This window comes from Azospirillum sp. P4_B5 (assembly GCF_056402275.1).
This window is the reverse complement of sequence record NZ_JBFUHT010000054.1, coordinates 13,532-30,719: the sequence shown is the minus strand read 5'-3', so window position 1 is coordinate 30,719 and position 17,188 is coordinate 13,532. Positions and strand designations below refer to the sequence as shown.

Sequence of the window (17,188 nt, the reverse complement as noted above, 5' to 3'; positions counted from 1 at the left end):
GACGGACCATGCGCATACTCGTCGTCGAGGACACCGAGGATCTGGCCGACGCCATCGTCCACCGGCTGCGCAAGCTGGGCTACGCCGTCGACTGGGCGCCGACCGGGGACGAGGCGGAGGAGCTGCTGCGCCAGGAGGCGTACCAGCTCGTCCTGCTCGACATCATGCTGCCGGGGGTGGACGGACAGACTCTGCTGAACCGCCTGCGCCAGCGCCGCGACGCCACGCCGGTGCTGGTGATGACCGCCCGCTCCCAGGTGAACGTGCGGGTCGACCTGCTCGACCTGGGCGCCGACGACTTCATCGTGAAGCCCTTCGACCTGCGGGAGCTGGAGGCCCGCTGCCGCGCCCTGCTGCGCCGCTCGCACGGCCTCGCCTCCTCGCGGACGCAGTTCGGCAATCTGGTCTTCGACGCCGCCGCCAAGAAGGTGCTGGTCGACGGCCGGCCCGTCGATCTCGGCGGCCGCGAATTCCGCCTTTTGGAGCTGTTCCTCAGCAACCTGAACACCGTCCTGTCCAAGGAGGACCTGATGGACCGGCTGTTCAGCCTGGACCAGCCCACCGCGCTGAACGCCATCGAGTTGTATGTCTCCCGCCTCCGGCGCAAGCTGGAGGGCGCGTCGGTGGAGATCCGGACGGTTCGGGGGCTGGGGTATGTGGCGGAAGTGTGTGCCGAAGGCTGAAGGATTCTCGCTGCGGCGGCGGCTGTTCATCCGGCTGCTCGGCGTGCTGGCCGTCCTGACCGCCGGCCTGTTCCTGTTCGTCAGCGCCTACGCCCAGCGCGCCGCCGACGCCGCCTTCGACCGGCTGCTGATGGCGTCCGCCCTGTCGATCTCCGACACGGTGCGGGTGGAGGACGGGCGCTTTTCCGTCGACCTGCCCTACTCCTCGCTGGGCATCCTGGCCCAGGCGCGGCGCGACCGGGTGTTCTACCGGATCACCGCCCCGGACGGCGAGCTGGTCACCGGCTACCACGACCTGCCCATGGCGCCCGCCAAGGCCGGAGTCGCCGGCGCGGCCGGCAGCGATTCCGCCACTCGGTTCGAGAACGCCACCTTCCGCGGCATGCCGGTGCGCGTCGCCGTCCTGAAGCGCTTCGCCGCGCAGCCGGAGCTTGGCGGCTGGGTCACCATCGCCGTCGCCCAGACGCGGGAGGAGCGCGGGGCGCTGGCCCGCGACATCCTGGCGAACGCCTTCCTGCCCATCGCCTTCACCGTGGTGGCGGCGGGCGGGCTGATCTGGTTCGGCGTGCGGCAGGCGCTGGCCCCGCTGGGCTCGTTGGAGCGGATGATCCGCGAACGGCAGCCCCATGACTTCTCCCCCATCGCCATGCCGCCGCCGCAGGAGGTCTCCCAACTCGTCCAGGCGATCAACCAGCTGATGGCGCGGCTCAAATCCAACCTCGACACCATGCAGACCTTCCTCGCCGACGCCGCCCACCAGATCCGCACGCCGCTGGCCAGCCTGCGCCTGCAGGCCGAACTCGCCATCGACGAGGACGATCCCGACGCCCTGCACCGCATCGCCCAGCGCGTGCACCGCAACGCGGTTGAGGCCAGCCAGCTCACCAGCCAGCTCCTCAACCACGCCATGGTGATCCACCGCAGCGAGGCGCTGAAGCCGGAGGACGTCGATCTCGGCGCCCTCCTGGAGCAGGTGTTCCAGCGCGCCCGCGCGGTGGCCGGCGACACGGCGATCCGCCTGGACATCGACCGCGCGGCGGAGCCCGCCACCGTCCCCGGCGACGCCATCAGCCTGCGCGAGGCGCTGACCAACCTGCTCGACAACGCGGTGAAATACGCCGGCCCGTCCGGCCCCATCGACCTGACGCTGACCCCCCGGCCAAACGGGCGCGGCCTGCGCGTGGAGATCGCCGACCGCGGCCCCGGCGTGCCGGACGACGAGAAGCGCCGCGTGCTGGAGCGGTTCGGGCGCGGCAGCTCCGCCGCCGGGGTGGCGGGCAGCGGCCTGGGCCTCGCCATCGTCACCTCGGTGGTGGAGGCGCACGGAGCGGATTTGTCCCTGCTCGACCGCCCCGGTGGCGGGCTGGTCGCGCGCATCGATTTCCCGGAGGCGGGCGGCGCCGCCCCGKCGGGAGGAGGGGCCGCGCGGGCCCTGCTGCCCCTGCTGGTCCTCGTCGCCCTGCTCTGGGCGCCCTGGGCGCAGGCGGCGCAGCTGTTCACCTACCCCGCCCCCGGCGGCGAGCGGGAGCGGTTGCGCATCCATTCGGCCACCGATCGGCAGGCCATCGAGCCGCTGGTCCTCGATTTCCAGCAGCTCCACCCCGACGTCACCGTCGAGTACAAGGACATGGACACCGCCGACCTCTACGCCGAGGCGGTGGCCGTGCCGGCCAAGGGGGCGCCAGCCAAGGGGTCGGCAGAAACGCCCGACCTGCTCATCAGCTCCGCCTCCGACCTGCAGGTGAAGCTGGTCAACGACGGCCACACCCAGCCCCACCGCTCCGCCCTGACCGACGCTCTGCCGGACTGGGCGAACTGGCGGGACGAGGCGTTCGGCTTCACCTTCGAGCCGGCGGTGATCGCCTACAACCGCGACCTTTTGCCGGACGCCCAGGTGCCGCGCACGCGTCCGGCGCTGATCCGGCTGCTGCGGGACGACCCGGCGCGCTTCGGCCGGCGCGTCGCCACCTACGACACGGCCACCAGCGGCATCGGTTATCTGCTGGCCTCCCACGACGCCCTGCTGTTCGGCCAATATTGGCAGCTCGTCGCGATGATGGGCAACGCCCAGGCGCGGCTGGCCTGCTGCTCCGGCGACATCCTCGACATGGTGGAGCGGGGGGAGGTGCTGATCGCCTACAACGTCCTCGGCTCCTACGCACGGGCGCGGGCGGCGGCGGGGGCGCCCATCGGCATCGTGGTGCCGGAGGACTACACGCTGGTCATCTCCCGCGTCGCGGTGATCCCCCGGACGGCGCCCCGGCCGCAGCTCGCCGGCCGGTTCATCGACTATCTTCTGTCGCCGCGCGGGCAGGAGGTGGTGGCCGACCGCTCCGCCCTCTACGCCATCTCCTCCGGCATCAAGCGGGAGGCATCGGCGTCGGGCCTGCGCTCCAGCACGGCGGCGCCGCTGCACCCCATTGCCCTCAGCCCGGCCCTGCTGGTGTTCCTCGACCGGCTGAAGCGGGAGCGGTTCCTGCAGCAATGGCAGTCGGCGATTTTGCTACCCTGAGCCGGTGACCACCCGCAAACCGCTGCGCCGCGCGACGCTTATCCGTTCCAGCCCCCCGGCGGCACCGACGACCGCAGGGCCATGCCCATGCCGTGCAGACGCGTCCGGCGCTTCTCCACCGGCAGGGCCGCCAGCCCGAGCAGCACGGTGGTCGCGGAATCCAGGCCGTCCGACGGTGCGAGCGCCCCGGCACCAAGCGCTTCGGCGCCAAGCGCTTCGGCGATCGCATCCGACCGCCCGGCGTCCGGGCTTTCGGCGGCGAACAGCAAGCGCTCCGCGGCGGCACCGCGGTCCGGCAGAGTCGCGCGCGCGCCCGCCCTCTTAAAAAGGGCCTTCACCCGCTGCCGATCGTTGCGGTCCTGGAAATGGCCGTGCCGCTGCATCAGCCGCACCGCCTCCACCATGTAATCGGCGAAGCTCCGCAACTCCCGGCCCACCCGATGCGGAGGCTGTTCCTGCGCCGTCGCCACCGCCTGGCGCAACCAGCCGCTGGCCCGTGTGGCCAGGGCGACCGCATCGACGGGGGGTGGCGCAACGGTGGCGAAAAGTTCCGCAAGGATCAGCGCTTCCTCGGCTCCATCGAGAGCCGGACGCCGCAAAGCTTCTGCGAGCAGTCCGTTGAGCCATGGCGAAGAAAAAGGACGTGCCCGCCGGTCCCGCATCCGCAACCCCATGACGCTGAGATGAACTGCAACCTTTTGCCGAAGATACCAACTCTTCCGTGGATATCAATGGAAACGATCCAATCAAGTGAGATATTTCACACGAGCCGACCATGACTTTTACGAAACAGACTGCGTATGTATGCCATCTCGGAGAATTGATGGTTCGGATTCAATACAAATCCGCGATATGCTCTTGAGCGCTTGCACAACCGATACTATGATACACTCGGGTATGCAGGAGGGGCGCATGGCGGGCCTGTTGCGAGAGCTAACGGGGCGCGCCACGCGCATGAACGCAGCCTTGGCGGCTTGTCCCCGGCGGCAGCCGGACCATGCCGACCGGTGCCATGCACAGGCGCCGGCCGGCGGGACACCGCCAATCAGGCCCCCTCTCGCTTGAACCGGCCCGGGCATGCCGGCGGCCACCATTCTGCCGCAGGGCACAGGCCGGCGTCATCGGGCGGAGGCACTTGGGGACCGAAGTGAACCTCATTCCCTTTTGAAAGGAACATCGAGAATGAACGACAACAGCGAACGCGTCTCGTCCGTGCAGCCGGCGAACCTCGACCTCTCCTTCATCAACAAGCGGCTCGAGATGGCCGGATACACGCCGGCTCAGGCCTCGGCGTCGGTCGAGGCCTACCGCCAGTTCCTCGTCGTGGTGGCGGCGAAGCCGAACCTGATCCTGGTTCCGACGAAGGCGGCGGACGCGGCGTGGCACGAGCACATCCTGTTCATGGACCGCTACGAGGCGGACATGATGCGGCTGGTCGGCGCCCGGGTCCATCATCACCCGGACGCTCCCGACGCCGCCGCGTGGCAGAAGGCCGTCGCCAACACCCAGGACGCCTTCCGGGCGACGCTCGGCGTGGAACTGCCGACGGAGGAACTCGCCGGCTGCTTCCTCACGGTCGAGGCGGCCTGAGCGTCATACGATCGTATTGATCGTTGCATGACACGGTGCGTTTGCTGCTAAATTCGCTCGAATGGCAGCGCGTTTCGTGGATGCCCCTCTGAGCGGCGGTCCAGGCCGCGTTCAGGGGGGTGTCCGTCACCCCCGGCAGCGAGAGGAAGGAGGGATTCATGTCTGATCTGGTCCACGATCTTTCCGGCCGCGCCAGGGACATGAACGCCGGGCTTGCCATCTTCGACAAAAGCGACACGCTTCTGGCGACCAACGACAAGCAGAAGACAATCTATCCCTTCATCGACTATTCGCGCTCGGTCACGTTCCGCGACATCGTGTGGGAATGCGTAAGGCACAAGAAGTTCAGTTCGGACACCATTTATTCCGACCCGGACCGGTGGATCGGCTACGCCGAGAACCTTCGCCGGTTCAACCGGTTCTGGCAGTCCTTCACACTCCATTCCGACGGGCGGGTCATCCAGATCACCTACGAGCGGTTGGATGACACGGACGGCTGGTGGTACCAGATCCGGCGCGACGTCACCAGCAACGTCCTGGAGAATTTCCGGAGCGGCTTCGACAGCCTGATTTCCCTCAACGATGGCGGGGCCCTGCCGCAACCGGCCCAACCCTCCTTCGTCGTCCGGCTTCTCGACGCCCTGCCCTACCCGGCGGCGTTGCTGACGACGCGCTGCCAAGTCATCGACGGCAACCAGTCCTTCGCCTCCATTCTGTCGCGGGGGGACGGGCTGTCCATGGTCGGTGGCCGGCTGTGCATTCCCGATGCCCCGACCGAACAGGCGGAGCTGACCAAGCGGGCCGCCGGCTTCTTCCGCCGCCGCACCCGCACGCCGATCACGCTGCGCGTGTCGCGCCTGGACCAGCCTTCGCCCTATTTCGCCACCCTGTCGGAGCCGCCGGCCCAGAGCGTCGGGAACGGCGGCCCGATGACCGGCATCCTCCTCCTTACCCTCGTCGATCCGGACGTGCTGCCCGCCGTGTCGGCGCGCGCCGTCGCCGAGCTTCTCCAGATCACCGGATCGGAAGCCGAGATCGCGCTGGCGCTGTGCTCCGGACGGAGCGTCGACGAGATCGCCGAGGACCGCGGGGTGGAGCGGCGCACGGTCTACAATCAGGTTTCGTCCATCCTGGGCAAGACGGGGCTGCGCAACCAGGCGGGAATCGTGCGGCAGGTGACGACGATCTGCTGGCATTTCGGGTCGCGCGCCTGATCGAATCCGGGTATGGTGCCTGACGCATCGCCGACGGCGCGAATGCCTGGATATGGACGCACTCTTGTGCATACATATGGCGGACGTCCGGCACGGTTCCGGCTTCGCTCTGGCCGGAGGCTGAGAAGAAGGCAGGGGCGTCTGGTTTTCCCATCCCCCGGCCATTGCCTTGCAACGTCCCGCACCATGCCTCTGCCCGCCGTCCTCCGCCTGCTTCTGACCGTTCTGGCCATCGCGGCCGGCGTTGCCGGCGCCGCGTTTCCGGCAACGGCGGGAACCTTGCGGGCCAGTCTGTCCGACGATCTGACGACCATCGACCCGTTCGTCTTTCCCGGCCTGGTCTCCTCCGGGGTTCTGCGGCAGGTCTATGAGGGCTTCACCGCGATCGACGATGCCGGCAACGCCGTTCCGGCGCTGGCCACTCGTTGGGAATCGCCGGATGGCGGGCGGACGTGGCGCTTCACCCTACGCCCGGACGTGCGTTTCCATTCCGGACGCCCATTCACCGCCGCCGACGTCCTGTGGACCTGGGAACATCATCTGACGCGCAAGCCGCAGCCCGGCTACAGCACCTTCTACCTGCGCGGCGTCGAGGGGGCCGCGGCGCTGCAGCAGGGAACCGCCGCGTCGCTGGCCGGCGTCGAGATTCCCGACCCATATACGCTCGTCGTGCGGCTGACCGAACCCGACGCGCTGTTCCCGCTCTACCCGTTCCTGTTCGTCGACCGCGGGATGGAGGCCGAGTTCGGACCGGCGTGGCATGAGCGGGCGTCCGGCGGCACCGGGCCGTTCCGCCTCGTGTCCTGGCAGCACGGCGAGTCCGTGCGTTTGGAGGCCCACGCCGGCTATTGGGGCGGCGCCCCTGCCGTGGAGGCGGTGTCCCTGACGGTGCTGCCCGACACCAACACGCTGCTGGCGCGCTACGACGCCGGAGAGCTGGATGTCGCGCCGCTTCCCGACAACGCCGTGCGCACGGTGGTCCGCCAGCCGCGCTACGACGGGCAGATCGCGGCCTTTGCCCGCGCGCAGGTGCGCTATCTCGCCCTGAACCAGGATTTGTATCCGCCCTTCCGCGACCGGCGCGTGCGCGAGGCGGTCGGCCTCGCGCTGGACCGCGTCGCCACGGTCAATGGCCTCCATGCCGGGCGGGCGTTGCTGACGAACGGCTTCGTCACCCCCGGCCTGGGCGGCTACCGGCCCGATGCGGTGCCGCTGCCCCCGACCGATCCGAAGCGGGCCAAGGCGCTGCTGGCGGAGGCCGGCCACCCCGGCGGGCGCGGGCTGCCGCCGCTTCAGATCGCCGGCGGCCCCAACGTGCGCGACGAGGCCACCTATTTCGCCGCCCAGCTCACGGCGGTCTTGGGGATTCCGGTCGGCGTGCGCATCCTGGAGCGGGCGGCTTTCGTGGCGGCGATCAACGAGGGGCACGAGGCGCTGTTCATCAACGGCTGGACGGCGGATTTCCCCGACCCCATGGACCAGCTCGCCACCCAATGGCACAGCGCCAGCCCGACCAACCGCATCCACTGGCACAACCCGGATTTCGATCGGCTCATGGAGCGGGCGCGCGGCCTCGCCGACCCCGACGCCCGCAACGCGCTCTACCGGGACGCCGAAACCCTGCTCCGGGAACAGGCCGTGGCGGTGCCCCTGCCGACGCCGCAGTTCGTGGCTCTCGTGCGGCCGGGCGTGACCGGGGTGGTCATCCGGCCCGACGGCACGACGGACTACCACTCCGCCCGGCTGCCATGACGGGGCGCCGGCTCGGCCCCCGCCTTATGTCCTGGCGATTGGCCCGGCGCCTGCCGGGGCTGCTGCTTCTGGCCGGGGCCGCCATACTGGCCAGCTTTCTGGCCTCCCACGCGCTTCCCGGCGACCCGGTCATGCTCATGGTCGACGGGCGGGCCGCCGACCCGGAGATGATCCGGCGCCTGAGGGAAGACGCCGGGTTGGACCAGCCGCTGGCGATCCAATTCCTGTCCTACGCCCTGGCCCTGCTGCGTGGCGACCTCGGCCAATCGCTGCGCTACGGCGGCGTTCCGGTGACGGCGCTGCTGGGCGACGCCCTGCCGGTGACGCTGGGGCTGATGGCGGGTGCGGCGGCGCTTGCCCTGCCCCTCGGCCTCGCGCTGGGCCTAGCCGCCGCTGACGTCCGGCAGGCATGGCCGGGCACGGCACTGACCATCGGGTCGGTGTTGGCCTTGTCCGTACCGCCGTTGGCGCTGGCGACGTGGCTGATGCTGGCGGGGTCCGGTACGGCGCCCTGGGCCGTGGCAGCGCTGGCCCTGCCGGCGGCGGCGATGATCGCCCGCCTGACGCGGATCCAGGTGTTGGAGGTTCTGGGACGCGACTTCATCCGCACCGCAAGGGCCAAGGGGCTGGGCCGGATCGCCGTTCTCCTGCGCCATGCCCTGCCGAACGCCCTGGTGCCGCTGGCGGCGGCGGTCGGATCGGTGGCCGGAACGATCCTCACAACCACGGCGGCGGTGGAGACCGTCTTCGCCCTGCCGGGGATCGGGCGGCTGACCGTCCAGGCGGTTCTAGCCCGCGACCACACGGTCGCCGGAGCCGCCGTTTTGGTCTTCGTCCTGATGCAAGTTTCCATCAGCCTGACCGCCGAGTTGCTGATCGGCCTCGCCGACCCGAGGCTGCGCGACGATGCGGAGGCGCCGTGATCGTCGCGCGCTCCCTCACCGGACGGGCCGGGCTGCTGCTCGCGGCGGCGCTGGCGGTGCCGCTGGCCCTGGCCGCCCTTCTGCTGCCGCTCGATCCGTCCGCCATGGATCTCGGGCAGGCCTGGGCTGGTCCGTCCGCCGCCCACCCGCTGGGCTGCGATGGGCTGGGCCGCGACGCCGCCGCCCGGCTGATCGCCGGAACGGGGACCTCCTTCGCCATCGCCGGGCTGGCGCTCACCCTGGCCGTGGGGTTGGGCGTCGTGTCGGGCGGGGTGGCGGGCTGGATCGGCGGACGCACGGACGCCGTGGTCCTGCGGCTGGCCGACCTGCTGCACGGCTTTCCCGAACTGTCGCTGGCCATCGTCGCCGCCGCCCTGCTGGGGCCGGGCACGGAGGCCATGGTGCTGACGCTCGCCCTGGCGGCGTGGCCCTCGCAGGTTCGCTGGTGCCGGGCGCTGGCCCTGTCCAACCGGACCGCCGAGCATGTGAGGGCCTCCGCCGCCCTCGGCGCGGGACCGCTGCACACGGTCCGCCGCCATCTGTTGCCGGCGGTCGCCGGGCCGGTCGCCATCCGCGCCGCCCTGTCCATCGGTCCGGTCATGGTGGCGGAGGCGACACTGAGCGGTCTCGGTCTGGGCATCCAGGAACCGGCGGTGTCGCTGGGCACGCTGATCCGCGACGGGCTGGCCGACCTGCGCGACGCCCCCCACCTGATCGCCGCGACGACGGTCACCGTCGCCGCCATCGCGCTCGCCGTCAACCTGCTGGCCGAAGGGCTGCGCGAGGGCCTCGACCCGCGAGGAACGCCGTTCTGCCGGCCGTGATGGCTGCCGCCTCTCAGCGCCGCTGCAACGACATGGTGTAGCGGAAACCGGCGCCCGGATGGGTATTGACGGCGATCTCAACCAAGCGCCCGTCGTCGGTGAAATAGCGCCGGGTGATGACGAGGATCGGCGACTGCGGCGGGACATGCAGGCGCGAGGCAACGTTCAGGCTGGCCGGAGCCGCCTCGATGTCCTGCATCACCTCGGCGATGCGCACACCGTAGCGCTGCTCCAGAACCGTGTAGATGGCGTACTGCACCACCTCCAGGTTGCGCACCACGTCGGAGAAGGCAGCGTCGATGTAGACCTCGACGTAGGAGAAGGGTTCCGACGTCTCGCGGGTGCGGCGCAGCGCGCTGACGCGGAACCACTGCGTCTCGGGGCGGCAGCCCAGCCGGCCAGCCAGTTCCTCCTCCACGATGATGCGGTCCACCGAGAGGATTTCCAGCCGGGTCGAGGTGGCGTACTGCACCAGCTCGTCCAGGGAACTGATCGAATTGACGAAGCGCCCGTCGGCGCGCCGCGCCGCCAGGACCGAACCCGATCCCTGGCGGCGCAGGATGTAGCCCATCTCCTGAAGCCGGCGCAGCGCCTCGCGCACTGTGTGGCGGCTGACGGCGAAGCGGCTGCACAGCTCCTGTTCGGTCGGCAGGCGGTCGCCAACGGCGTAGACGCCGGCGTCGATCTCCTCCAGCAAGGTGCGGACGATCTCCTGGTAGAGCGGGGTCTCCCCCCGCTCCGCCGCGCCGTCCGTCCCGCTGTTTTCCTTCAGGCTGTCCGCTTCGTCCGACATCGCATCCCTCATGATGCCGGAAGATGGACGAGCCGGGGCGCCGATGCAACCGGCGTACGATGCCTCCCGCGCGGGGCCGTCCGCTTACGTCAGCAGGACCAGCGACAGGGCCGGGAAGGCGTTGATGGCGACCAGCGCCACCAGCCGCATCCCGTAGAAGGGCAGCACGCCCTTCACCAGGGAATGGAGCGGCATCTTGGTGATGCGGCTCATCACGAACAGGTTCAGGCCGACCGGCGGGGTCAGGGTCGCCACCTCCACCAGCGCGGTCATGATGACGGCGAAATGGATCGGGTTCACCCCCACCGCCTGCGCCATCGGGAACAGGATCGGCGACAGCAGCACGATCATCGACACGCCGTCCAGGAACATGCCGATGACGAGCAGCAGCAGATTGACGGCCAGCAGGAACTCGAAGGGGGAGACCTGAGCCTCCTGAAGCATCGCGGTCAGCTCGGCGGACAGGCCGAGGCGGGTCAGCACCGCGGTCAGCAGGCCGGAGCCGAGCAGCACGCCGTAGATCATCACGGTCTGGAGCACCGATTCCCGCGCCGTCTCCCACACCGCGACGAGGTTGGCCGTGCGGTAGACCACCGTCACCAGAACCACCGCATAGATGGCGGCCAGCGCCGACACCTCGGTCGGGGTGAACCAGCCCATGTAGATCGTGCCGATGATGAGCACCGGCATCATCAGCGCCCCGGCGGCACCCGGAAGGCGCTGGCCGAAGCCCTTCCAGTCCGGACGCTCGCCGACATGGCCGTAGCCCTTGAGCCGGCTGACGATCAGCGTGGTGAGACCGAGCAGGAACGCCTCGAACAGGCCGGGCACGATGCCGGCGATGAACAAATCGGTGATCGGCAGACCGACGATGGAGCCGATCAGGATGAAGGTCAGCGACGGCGGGATCATCAGACCCAGAGTGCCGCAGACCGCCACCAGCGAGGCGGCGAAGCGGGGCGGATAGCCCTCCTTCGGCATCAGCTTCACCGCCGCCGGGCCGAGCGCCACGGCGCAGGCCACCGACGAGCCGTTGACCGCCGCGAAGAACACGCTGGACATGGCCAGCGCCAGCGCGATGCCGCCGCGGAAGTAGCGGATGATCGTCCCGACCAGCTCCAGGATGACCAGCGCGAGGTTGCCGCGCGACATCAGGTTGCCGGCGAAGATGAAGAACGGGATGCAGACCAGCGCGTATTTGTCCACGGAGTCCCAGGCCATCTGCGCGACCAGGACGACCGGAATGTTGAAGTTGAAGGTCAGCAGGCCGACCGCGATGACGCCCAGCGCCAGGGCGATGTGCACGCCCGCCGCCACGAAGAACAGCAGGCTGACGACGGCAACGATGGTGGTCATGGTCTTTCCTCCCCTTTTTCAGCCGTCGTTCAGAGATTCTCGCCCTCGACGGGCGGATCGGGATCGTGGCCGCGCAGCAGCAGGATGATGTTGCCGACGAAGGCGAAGCCGTAGAGCACCCCGCCCAGCGGCAGCACCAGCCGGACCGTCCACAGCGGCAGGTCGAGGTTGGATTCGGTGAACATGCCGATGGCCTGGAGATGCGCGACCTCCTGGACGCCGGCGATCACCAGCAGCACGCTGAAGGCCAGCCCGATCAGGCTGTTCAGCCAGGCGAAGGCCAGCCGCACCCGGTGCGGCATCATGTTCAGCAGCAGGTCCATGCGGATGTAGTGGCCGTGCCGCGTGCCGACGCCCAGCGAGAGGAGGACGCTCCACACCACCAGGAAGCGGACCAGCTCCTCCGCCCACCAGTGGCTCTCCGACAGGAGGGAGCGGCTGGACGCCTCGTAGAACATGAAGCCGATGGCCGCCATCATCAGGATCGTGGCGACGTTCAGGAGGATGCGGTCCTCGATGAAGCTCCACCAGCCCGGAAGGCCGCGGCCCGGCGACGCGGCGGCGTCTTCCGCCTGGGTGTGCGGGGTCGCGGAGGTCGCCGCGGAGGTCGCCGCGGAGGTCGCCGCGGAGGTCAAGGTATCGGTTCCCGGCATGGGTGGAACTCCCTTCACGAGAAGACCTGTGTCTGGGGGACGCGGCTCAGCCAGCCGGTGGCGCGCTCGTAGGCGTCGGCGATGCGCAGCAGCGTGGCCTCCGCCTGCGGGCGGCCGATGAGCTGCATCGCAATGGGCATCCCGTTCGGATCGAAGCCGGCGGGCGTGACAAGCGCCGGCAGGCCGAGGTAGGAGACCGGACGGGTCAGCGCCGCCACCCCGGCGACCACCGCGGCCATCGCCGGCCCGGCACCCACGTCGGTCTGCGCGGCGGTCGGCACGCGGCTGCGCAGGGCGGGAACGAACAGCACGTCGCATTCGGCGAAGGGGCCGTCGATCATCGCCCGGAGATGAAGCGCGCGAAGCTGCTTCGCCTGGAGGTAGGAGGCTGCCGGCACCATCAGCCCTTGCAGAAGCCGCGCGCGGACCTGCGGGCCGTAGTCCTGCGGACGCTCGCGCAGCCAGGGCGCATGGACGGCCGCCGCCTCCGGCGTGAAGACGAGGTTGGCGAGGTCGCCGTAGGGCTCGTGGTCGGGAATGTCCACGTCGACGACGCGGGCGCCGGCGCGCTCCAGCACCGCCCGTGCCTGCTCCAGCGCGGCGGCCACGGCGGGGTCCAGGCCGTCGTAGTAAAACTGGCGCGGGATGCCCAGCCGCAGCCCCTCGACCCCCTGGCCGATGGCGTTTGCGGCGTCCGTCCGCCCGGTGATGACCGAGAACAGCGTCGCCGCATCCTCCGCGCTGCGCGCCAGCGGACCGACGCAGTCCAGGCTCTCCGACAGCGGCATCACGCCGTCCATCGGCGTCGCCCCCTGCGTCGGCTTCAGCCCGACCACGCCGCACAGCGCCGCCGGAAGCCGCACCGACCCGCCGGTGTCCGACCCCAGCGACCCGAAGGCCAGCCGTGCCGCCACCGCAGCACCGGAGCCGGAGGAGGAGCCGCCGGTGATGCGGTCGGGGTCCCAGGGGTTGCGGCAGCGCCCGAGATGGGCGTTGTGCCCGGTCGGCCCCATGGCGAATTCCGCCATGTGCAGCGTGCCCAGCGTCACCGCCCCCGCCGCGTCCAGCCGTTCCAGCACCGTGGCCGTCCGCTCCGGGCGGAAGTCGCCGCGGATCGTCGGGGAGCCGCAAGTGCAGCGCTTGTCGGCGCGATAAAACATGTCCTTGTGGGCCAGCGGCACGCCGTGCAGCGGCCCGCGCAGCCGCCCGGCCCGCGCCTCCGCGTCGGCGGCGCGGGCGGCGGACAGCGCCTCCTCCGGCTCGACCGACAGGAAGGCGTTGAGCGTCGGATTCAGCCGGTCGATGCGGTCCAGGCAGGCGTCGACCAGGGCTTCCGCCCGCAGCGCGCCGTCGCGGACCGCCCTCGCCGCCTCCGTCAGGGTCAGCGAAGTGGGATCGGTCATGCCCGCTCCCCGGTAATGAGCGCGGCATGGGCGCCCAGCGGCACGTCGAACAGCGAGCCGCCGGGATGCGCCGCGGCCAGCAGACCCGGCACGGCGGCCAGCAGACGCCCGCACAGGGCGGCGTCGGCATCGTCCAGGGTCACTCCCTGAATCCTGGCCAGGGTCCGCGCGCAAGCCGCGGCGTCCCCGATGAGGTTTTCCGTCATTCCTTCCCTCCCGTCCGGTGCTGTCCCCGCGCGGCTCTTCCGGCCGTTCGCTGCGGGCAGGGCCTTAATGGCCCCCTTACCCGGATCGTTGCAGCGTCATTTCATAGCGGTATCGTCCGGCCGCGTGGCTGCTGACCGCCACCTCCAGCGCGTTTCCTTCGGCGTCCAGATAATGGCGGATCACCACCAGGATCGGTGTGCCGACCTCCACCGACAGGCGGGATGCCAAGTTGGCGTCCGCCGAGGTGGCCTCGATCGACTGCACGACCTCCTCGATGCGCAGGCCGTAGCGGCTTTCCAGCACCGCGTAGACGGCGACCGGAAAGGTGCCGATGGCCTGGGCCACGTCGTCGAAGGCGGCGGGCAGGAACACCTCGGTGTAGCAGAGCGGCGTCCGCTCCCCCGGCTGGCGGCGCAGCGCCACCACCCGGACCCACGGCGTGTCCGGCTGCGAGCGCAGAAGCTCCGCCGTCCGTCCCTCCACCAGGATCTTCTCCACCGCCAGCACCTCCAGCCGGGTGGAGGAGGCGTACTGCCCGATCTCCGCGAGACTGGACAGCGTGTTGTGGAACCGCCCGTCGGGGCGGGCGGCGGTCACCACCGACCCCGAGCCCTGGCGGCGCGCGATCAGGCCGAGATCCTGGAGCCGGCGCAGCGCCTCCCGCACGGTGTAGCGGCTGGCGGAGAAACGCAGGCACAGCTCCTGCTCGGTCGGCAGCCGTTCGCCGACCCCGACCCGCCCGTCCGCGATGTCGGCGCGCAGCGCGTCCAGTATCTCCTGGAAGCGCGGCCCCTCCGCGGCGGACGGGGGGCGGACGGAGGTCGGGCGAACGGCGGCTTTCACAATGCCCCCTGCTCGCGCAGGGCGGCGATCCGCTCCGGCCCGATGCCGATGCGGCCCAGCACGTCCTCGGTGTCGGCGCCCAGCGCCGGGGCGGTGCGGGTGGGTAGCGTCTCGCCGCCGATACGCACCGGCCCGGTCAGCATCCGCACGCCGCTCGACCCGTCCGGATAGACGAAGTCGGCCACCCGGTCGCTGTCGCGGACGAAGGGATTCTCCAGCGATTGCGCGATGTCGAGGACCGGGGCGGCGGGAACCGCGCCGCCGAGGATCTCCACCCAGTCCGCCGTGTCGCGCTGGCCGAGCACCTCGTCCAGCAGGACGGTGAGCAGTTCACGGTTGGCGAGCCGGTCCTTGAAGCTGCGGAAGCGCGGGTCATCCCCCCATTCCGGCTTGCCGATCTTGTCGCAGAAGACCGGCCAGAACTTCTCCTTGTTGCACATGACGAACAGCCAGCCGTCGCGCGTCCGGTAGAGCTGCGACGGGGTCAGGGAGGGATGCGCGGAGCGCGGCTCCCGCCCCTGGTTGTGGCCGCCGTTGAGGTACCAGGTGGCGAGGTAGGTCATGTTGTGCAGCGCCGTGTCGAACAGGCTGACGTCGACGTCCGTGCCCTTGCCGCTGGCCCGTGCCCCGACCACGCCGGAGACGAGGCCGAAGGCGGTCATCAGGCCGGTCATCATGTCGACCACCGACATGCCGAAGCGGGCGGGCGGGCCGTCCGGCTCGCCGGTCACCGACAGGTAGCCGGCCTCCGCCTGCATCAGATAGTCATAGCCCGGCCAGGCCCGCCGCGGCCCCGTGCGCCCGTAGGCGGAGAGGTGGGCGCAGACGATCTTCGGGTTGACCGCCTTCAGATGCTCGTAGGTCAGCCCCAGCTTGTCCGGCAGGTCGCCGCGCAGGTTGTCCAGCACGGCGTCGGCGTGGCGCACCAGTTCGTGCAGCACCGCCATGCCCTCGGGGTGCTTCAGGTTGAGGGTGATGCTGCGCTTGTTGCGGTTGAAGGACTGGTAGAAATGGCTGTTGCCGGGGCCGAAGAAATGGGGGCCGACATGCCGGCCGACCTCGCCGCCTTCGGCGGGATTCTCGACCTTGATGACTTCGGCCCCGAGATCGGCCAGCAGCATGGTGCCGAACGGGCCGGCGCCGTATTGCTCCACGGCGATGACGGTGACGCCTTCGAGGTCGCAGGGGAGGGCTTTTCTCCTCCCCCTGCGAAGCGGGGGGAGGCCGGGAGGGGGGCCCGTCGCGACCACCCGCCCTCACACCGGATTCTGCTCGATCAGCCGCTTGGCGATGATGAGGCGCTGGATCTCGTTGGTGCCCTCGCCGATGCACAGCAGGGGGGCGTCGCGGTAGAGCCGCTCCACCACGAACTCCTTGGAATAGCCGTAGCCGCCGTGGATGCGCATGGCGTCCAGGGAATTCTCCACCGCCGCTTCGGAGGCGAAGAGCTTGGCCATGCCGGCCTCGTAGTCGCAGCGTTCGCCGCGGTCGAGCGCCTTGGCCGCCTGCTGGACGAGGAGCCGCGCCGCCGACACGCGGGTCGCCATGTCGGCCAGCTTCATCGCCACGGCCTGATGCTCGTGGATCGGCTTGCCGAAGGTCTTGCGCTGCTGGCTGTACTTGACGGATTCGTCCAGCGCCGCCTGGGCGACGCCGACGCCGCGCGACGCCACGTTGACGCGGCCCAGCTCCAGGCCGGAGATGGCGCAGGCCATGCCGCGGCCCTCGACCCCGCCGATCAGCCGGTCGGCCGGGACGCGGTAGTCCTCGAAGACCAGCTCGGCGGAATCGATGCCCTTGTAGCCCAGCTTCTCCAGCTTGCGGCTGACCTTGAAGCCCGGCCCCTTCTCGGCCAGGAACATCGTCATGCCCTTGTGGCGGGGCTGCGCCGTCGGGTCGGTCTTGACCAGCAGGGCGAAGCAGCTTCCCTGGATGCCGTTGGTGATCCAGGTCTTCGAGCCGTTGATGACGTAATCGTCGCCGTCGCGCTTGGCCACCGTGCGGATGGCCTGGAGGTCGGTGCCGCAGTCCGGCTCGGTCAAAGCGAGGCCGCCGCGCAGCTCGCCGGTGGCGAAGCGCGGCAGGAAGGCGGCCTTCTGCTCCTCCGTCCCCGTCTTGGTGACGATGAAGGCCATGATGAGGTGCGAGTTGATGATGCCGGACAGCGACATCCACACCGACGAGATGCGCTCGATCATCTTGGCGTAGGTGGAGGGACGCAGGCCCAGCCCGCCGTATTCCTCGGGGATCGTCGCCCCGAAGAGGCCCAGCTCCTTCATCCGCTCGACGATCTCGTCGGGGTAGGTGTCGTCATGCTCCAGCTTCAGGGCGACCGGCCGGACATGGCGGTCGAGGAAGCGGTCCACGCTGTCGAGGATCAGGCGGTCCTGCTCGTCGCGTTCCGCGTCGGTCATGCTGGTGTTGGTGTCGCTCAT

General features: G+C 70.1%; 16 protein-coding genes. 7 read left to right on the top strand and 9 right to left on the bottom strand.

Going from position 1 to position 17,188, the window contains the following annotated elements; genetic code table 11:
* Positions 1-8: 8 nt before the first annotated feature.
* The gene (locus tag AC1DVI_RS28090) at positions 9-683 is read left to right on the top strand and encodes a response regulator transcription factor (RefSeq protein WP_014200002.1); all 675 of its coding nucleotides are present in this window, start codon (positions 9-11) and stop codon (positions 681-683) included.
* Entirely contained in the window at positions 670-3,195 is a 2,526-nt protein-coding gene (locus AC1DVI_RS28085) for a sensor histidine kinase (protein WP_476960773.1), read from the top strand. The genes AC1DVI_RS28090 and AC1DVI_RS28085 overlap by 14 nt, the downstream gene beginning before the upstream one ends.
* A gap of 38 nt (positions 3,196-3,233) precedes the next feature.
* On the opposite strand, the gene AC1DVI_RS28080 is transcribed toward AC1DVI_RS28085, so the two are convergent.
* A complete protein-coding gene (locus AC1DVI_RS28080; RefSeq protein ID WP_476960772.1) occupies positions 3,234-3,794 on the bottom strand; it encodes a hypothetical protein in 561 nt (186 codons plus the stop codon).
* 583 nt (positions 3,795-4,377) lie between these two features.
* On the opposite strand from AC1DVI_RS28080, the gene AC1DVI_RS28075 reads away from it, so the two are divergent.
* The 5 genes from AC1DVI_RS28075 to AC1DVI_RS28055 all read left to right on the top strand — a co-directional run bounded on the left by AC1DVI_RS28075 (position 4,378) and on the right by AC1DVI_RS28055 (position 9,498).
* Positions 4,378-4,785 (top strand): glycine-rich domain-containing protein, encoded by a 408-nt coding sequence (locus tag AC1DVI_RS28075; RefSeq protein WP_476960771.1) that lies wholly within the window; start codon positions 4,378-4,380, stop codon positions 4,783-4,785.
* A 158-nt stretch (positions 4,786-4,943) separates the two neighbouring features.
* Positions 4,944-5,999, top strand: coding sequence for a helix-turn-helix transcriptional regulator (locus tag AC1DVI_RS28070; RefSeq protein ID WP_476960770.1), 1,056 nt, complete (start codon positions 4,944-4,946; stop codon positions 5,997-5,999).
* Between the two features lie 186 nt (positions 6,000-6,185).
* Positions 6,186-7,751 carry an ABC transporter substrate-binding protein gene (locus tag AC1DVI_RS28065; protein WP_476960769.1) on the top strand — a complete coding sequence of 522 codons (1,566 nt, stop codon included), beginning with the start codon at positions 6,186-6,188 and terminating at the stop codon, positions 7,749-7,751.
* 26 nt (positions 7,752-7,777) lie between these two features.
* Complete coding sequence (locus AC1DVI_RS28060) at positions 7,778-8,674, top strand: ABC transporter permease (protein ID WP_476960768.1); 897 nt, start codon at positions 7,778-7,780, stop codon at positions 8,672-8,674.
* Positions 8,671-9,498 (top strand): ABC transporter permease, encoded by an 828-nt coding sequence (locus AC1DVI_RS28055; protein WP_476960767.1) that lies wholly within the window; start codon positions 8,671-8,673, stop codon positions 9,496-9,498. Before AC1DVI_RS28060 ends, AC1DVI_RS28055 begins: the two co-directional genes overlap by 4 nt.
* Positions 9,499-9,511: 13 nt before the next feature.
* Here the strand turns inward: AC1DVI_RS28055 and AC1DVI_RS28050 are convergent, their stop codons facing one another.
* From AC1DVI_RS28050 to AC1DVI_RS28015, 8 genes are all read right to left on the bottom strand, one after another.
* Positions 9,512-10,291, bottom strand: coding sequence for a GntR family transcriptional regulator (locus AC1DVI_RS28050; RefSeq protein WP_476960766.1), 780 nt, complete (start codon positions 10,289-10,291; stop codon positions 9,512-9,514).
* Positions 10,292-10,375: 84 nt separating this feature from the next.
* Positions 10,376-11,647: a TRAP transporter large permease gene (locus tag AC1DVI_RS28045; RefSeq protein ID WP_476960765.1), complete on the bottom strand. Its 1,272-nt coding sequence runs from the start codon at positions 11,645-11,647 to the stop codon at positions 10,376-10,378.
* 29 nt (positions 11,648-11,676) lie between these two features.
* Entirely contained in the window at positions 11,677-12,300 is a 624-nt protein-coding gene (locus AC1DVI_RS28040; RefSeq protein WP_476960764.1) for a TRAP transporter small permease, read from the bottom strand.
* Positions 12,301-12,314: 14 nt separating this feature from the next.
* Positions 12,315-13,703 (bottom strand): amidase, encoded by a 1,389-nt coding sequence (locus tag AC1DVI_RS28035; RefSeq protein ID WP_476960763.1) that lies wholly within the window; start codon positions 13,701-13,703, stop codon positions 12,315-12,317.
* On the bottom strand, positions 13,700-13,909 hold the full coding sequence (locus tag AC1DVI_RS28030; RefSeq protein WP_476960762.1) for a hypothetical protein: 210 nt from the start codon (positions 13,907-13,909) through the stop codon (positions 13,700-13,702). Before AC1DVI_RS28030 ends, AC1DVI_RS28035 begins: the two co-directional genes overlap by 4 nt.
* A 76-nt stretch (positions 13,910-13,985) precedes the next feature.
* Positions 13,986-14,753 carry a GntR family transcriptional regulator gene (locus AC1DVI_RS28025; RefSeq protein WP_476960761.1) on the bottom strand — a complete coding sequence of 256 codons (768 nt, stop codon included), beginning with the start codon at positions 14,751-14,753 and terminating at the stop codon, positions 13,986-13,988.
* Complete coding sequence (locus AC1DVI_RS28020; protein ID WP_476960760.1) at positions 14,750-16,003, bottom strand: CaiB/BaiF CoA transferase family protein; 1,254 nt, start codon at positions 16,001-16,003, stop codon at positions 14,750-14,752. Before AC1DVI_RS28020 ends, AC1DVI_RS28025 begins: the two co-directional genes overlap by 4 nt.
* Positions 16,004-16,009: 6 nt before the next feature.
* The gene (locus tag AC1DVI_RS28015) at positions 16,010-17,188 is read right to left on the bottom strand and encodes an acyl-CoA dehydrogenase family protein (RefSeq protein ID WP_476960759.1); all 1,179 of its coding nucleotides are present in this window, start codon (positions 17,186-17,188) and stop codon (positions 16,010-16,012) included.

Excerpts from the sequence above, each read along its gene's own strand:
- AC1DVI_RS28075 (WP_476960771.1), top strand. The coding sequence starts at position 4,378 with ATGAACGACAACAGCGAACGCGTCTCGTCCGTGCAGCCGGCGAACCTC.
- AC1DVI_RS28015 (WP_476960759.1), bottom strand. The coding sequence starts at position 17,188 with ATGAGCGACACCAACACCAGCATGACCGACGCGGAACGCGACGAGCAG.
- AC1DVI_RS28035 (WP_476960763.1), bottom strand. The coding sequence starts at position 13,703 with ATGACCGATCCCACTTCGCTGACCCTGACGGAGGCGGCGAGGGCGGTC.
- AC1DVI_RS28065 (WP_476960769.1), top strand. The coding sequence starts at position 6,186 with ATGCCTCTGCCCGCCGTCCTCCGCCTGCTTCTGACCGTTCTGGCCATC.
- AC1DVI_RS28060 (WP_476960768.1), top strand. The coding sequence starts at position 7,778 with ATGTCCTGGCGATTGGCCCGGCGCCTGCCGGGGCTGCTGCTTCTGGCC.
- AC1DVI_RS28040 (WP_476960764.1), bottom strand. The coding sequence starts at position 12,300 with ATGCCGGGAACCGATACCTTGACCTCCGCGGCGACCTCCGCGGCGACC.
- AC1DVI_RS28030 (WP_476960762.1), bottom strand. The coding sequence starts at position 13,909 with ATGACGGAAAACCTCATCGGGGACGCCGCGGCTTGCGCGCGGACCCTG.
- AC1DVI_RS28070 (WP_476960770.1), top strand. The coding sequence starts at position 4,944 with ATGTCTGATCTGGTCCACGATCTTTCCGGCCGCGCCAGGGACATGAAC.
- AC1DVI_RS28050 (WP_476960766.1), bottom strand. The coding sequence starts at position 10,291 with ATGTCGGACGAAGCGGACAGCCTGAAGGAAAACAGCGGGACGGACGGC.
- AC1DVI_RS28045 (WP_476960765.1), bottom strand. The coding sequence starts at position 11,647 with ATGACCACCATCGTTGCCGTCGTCAGCCTGCTGTTCTTCGTGGCGGCG.
- AC1DVI_RS28090 (WP_014200002.1), top strand. The coding sequence starts at position 9 with ATGCGCATACTCGTCGTCGAGGACACCGAGGATCTGGCCGACGCCATC.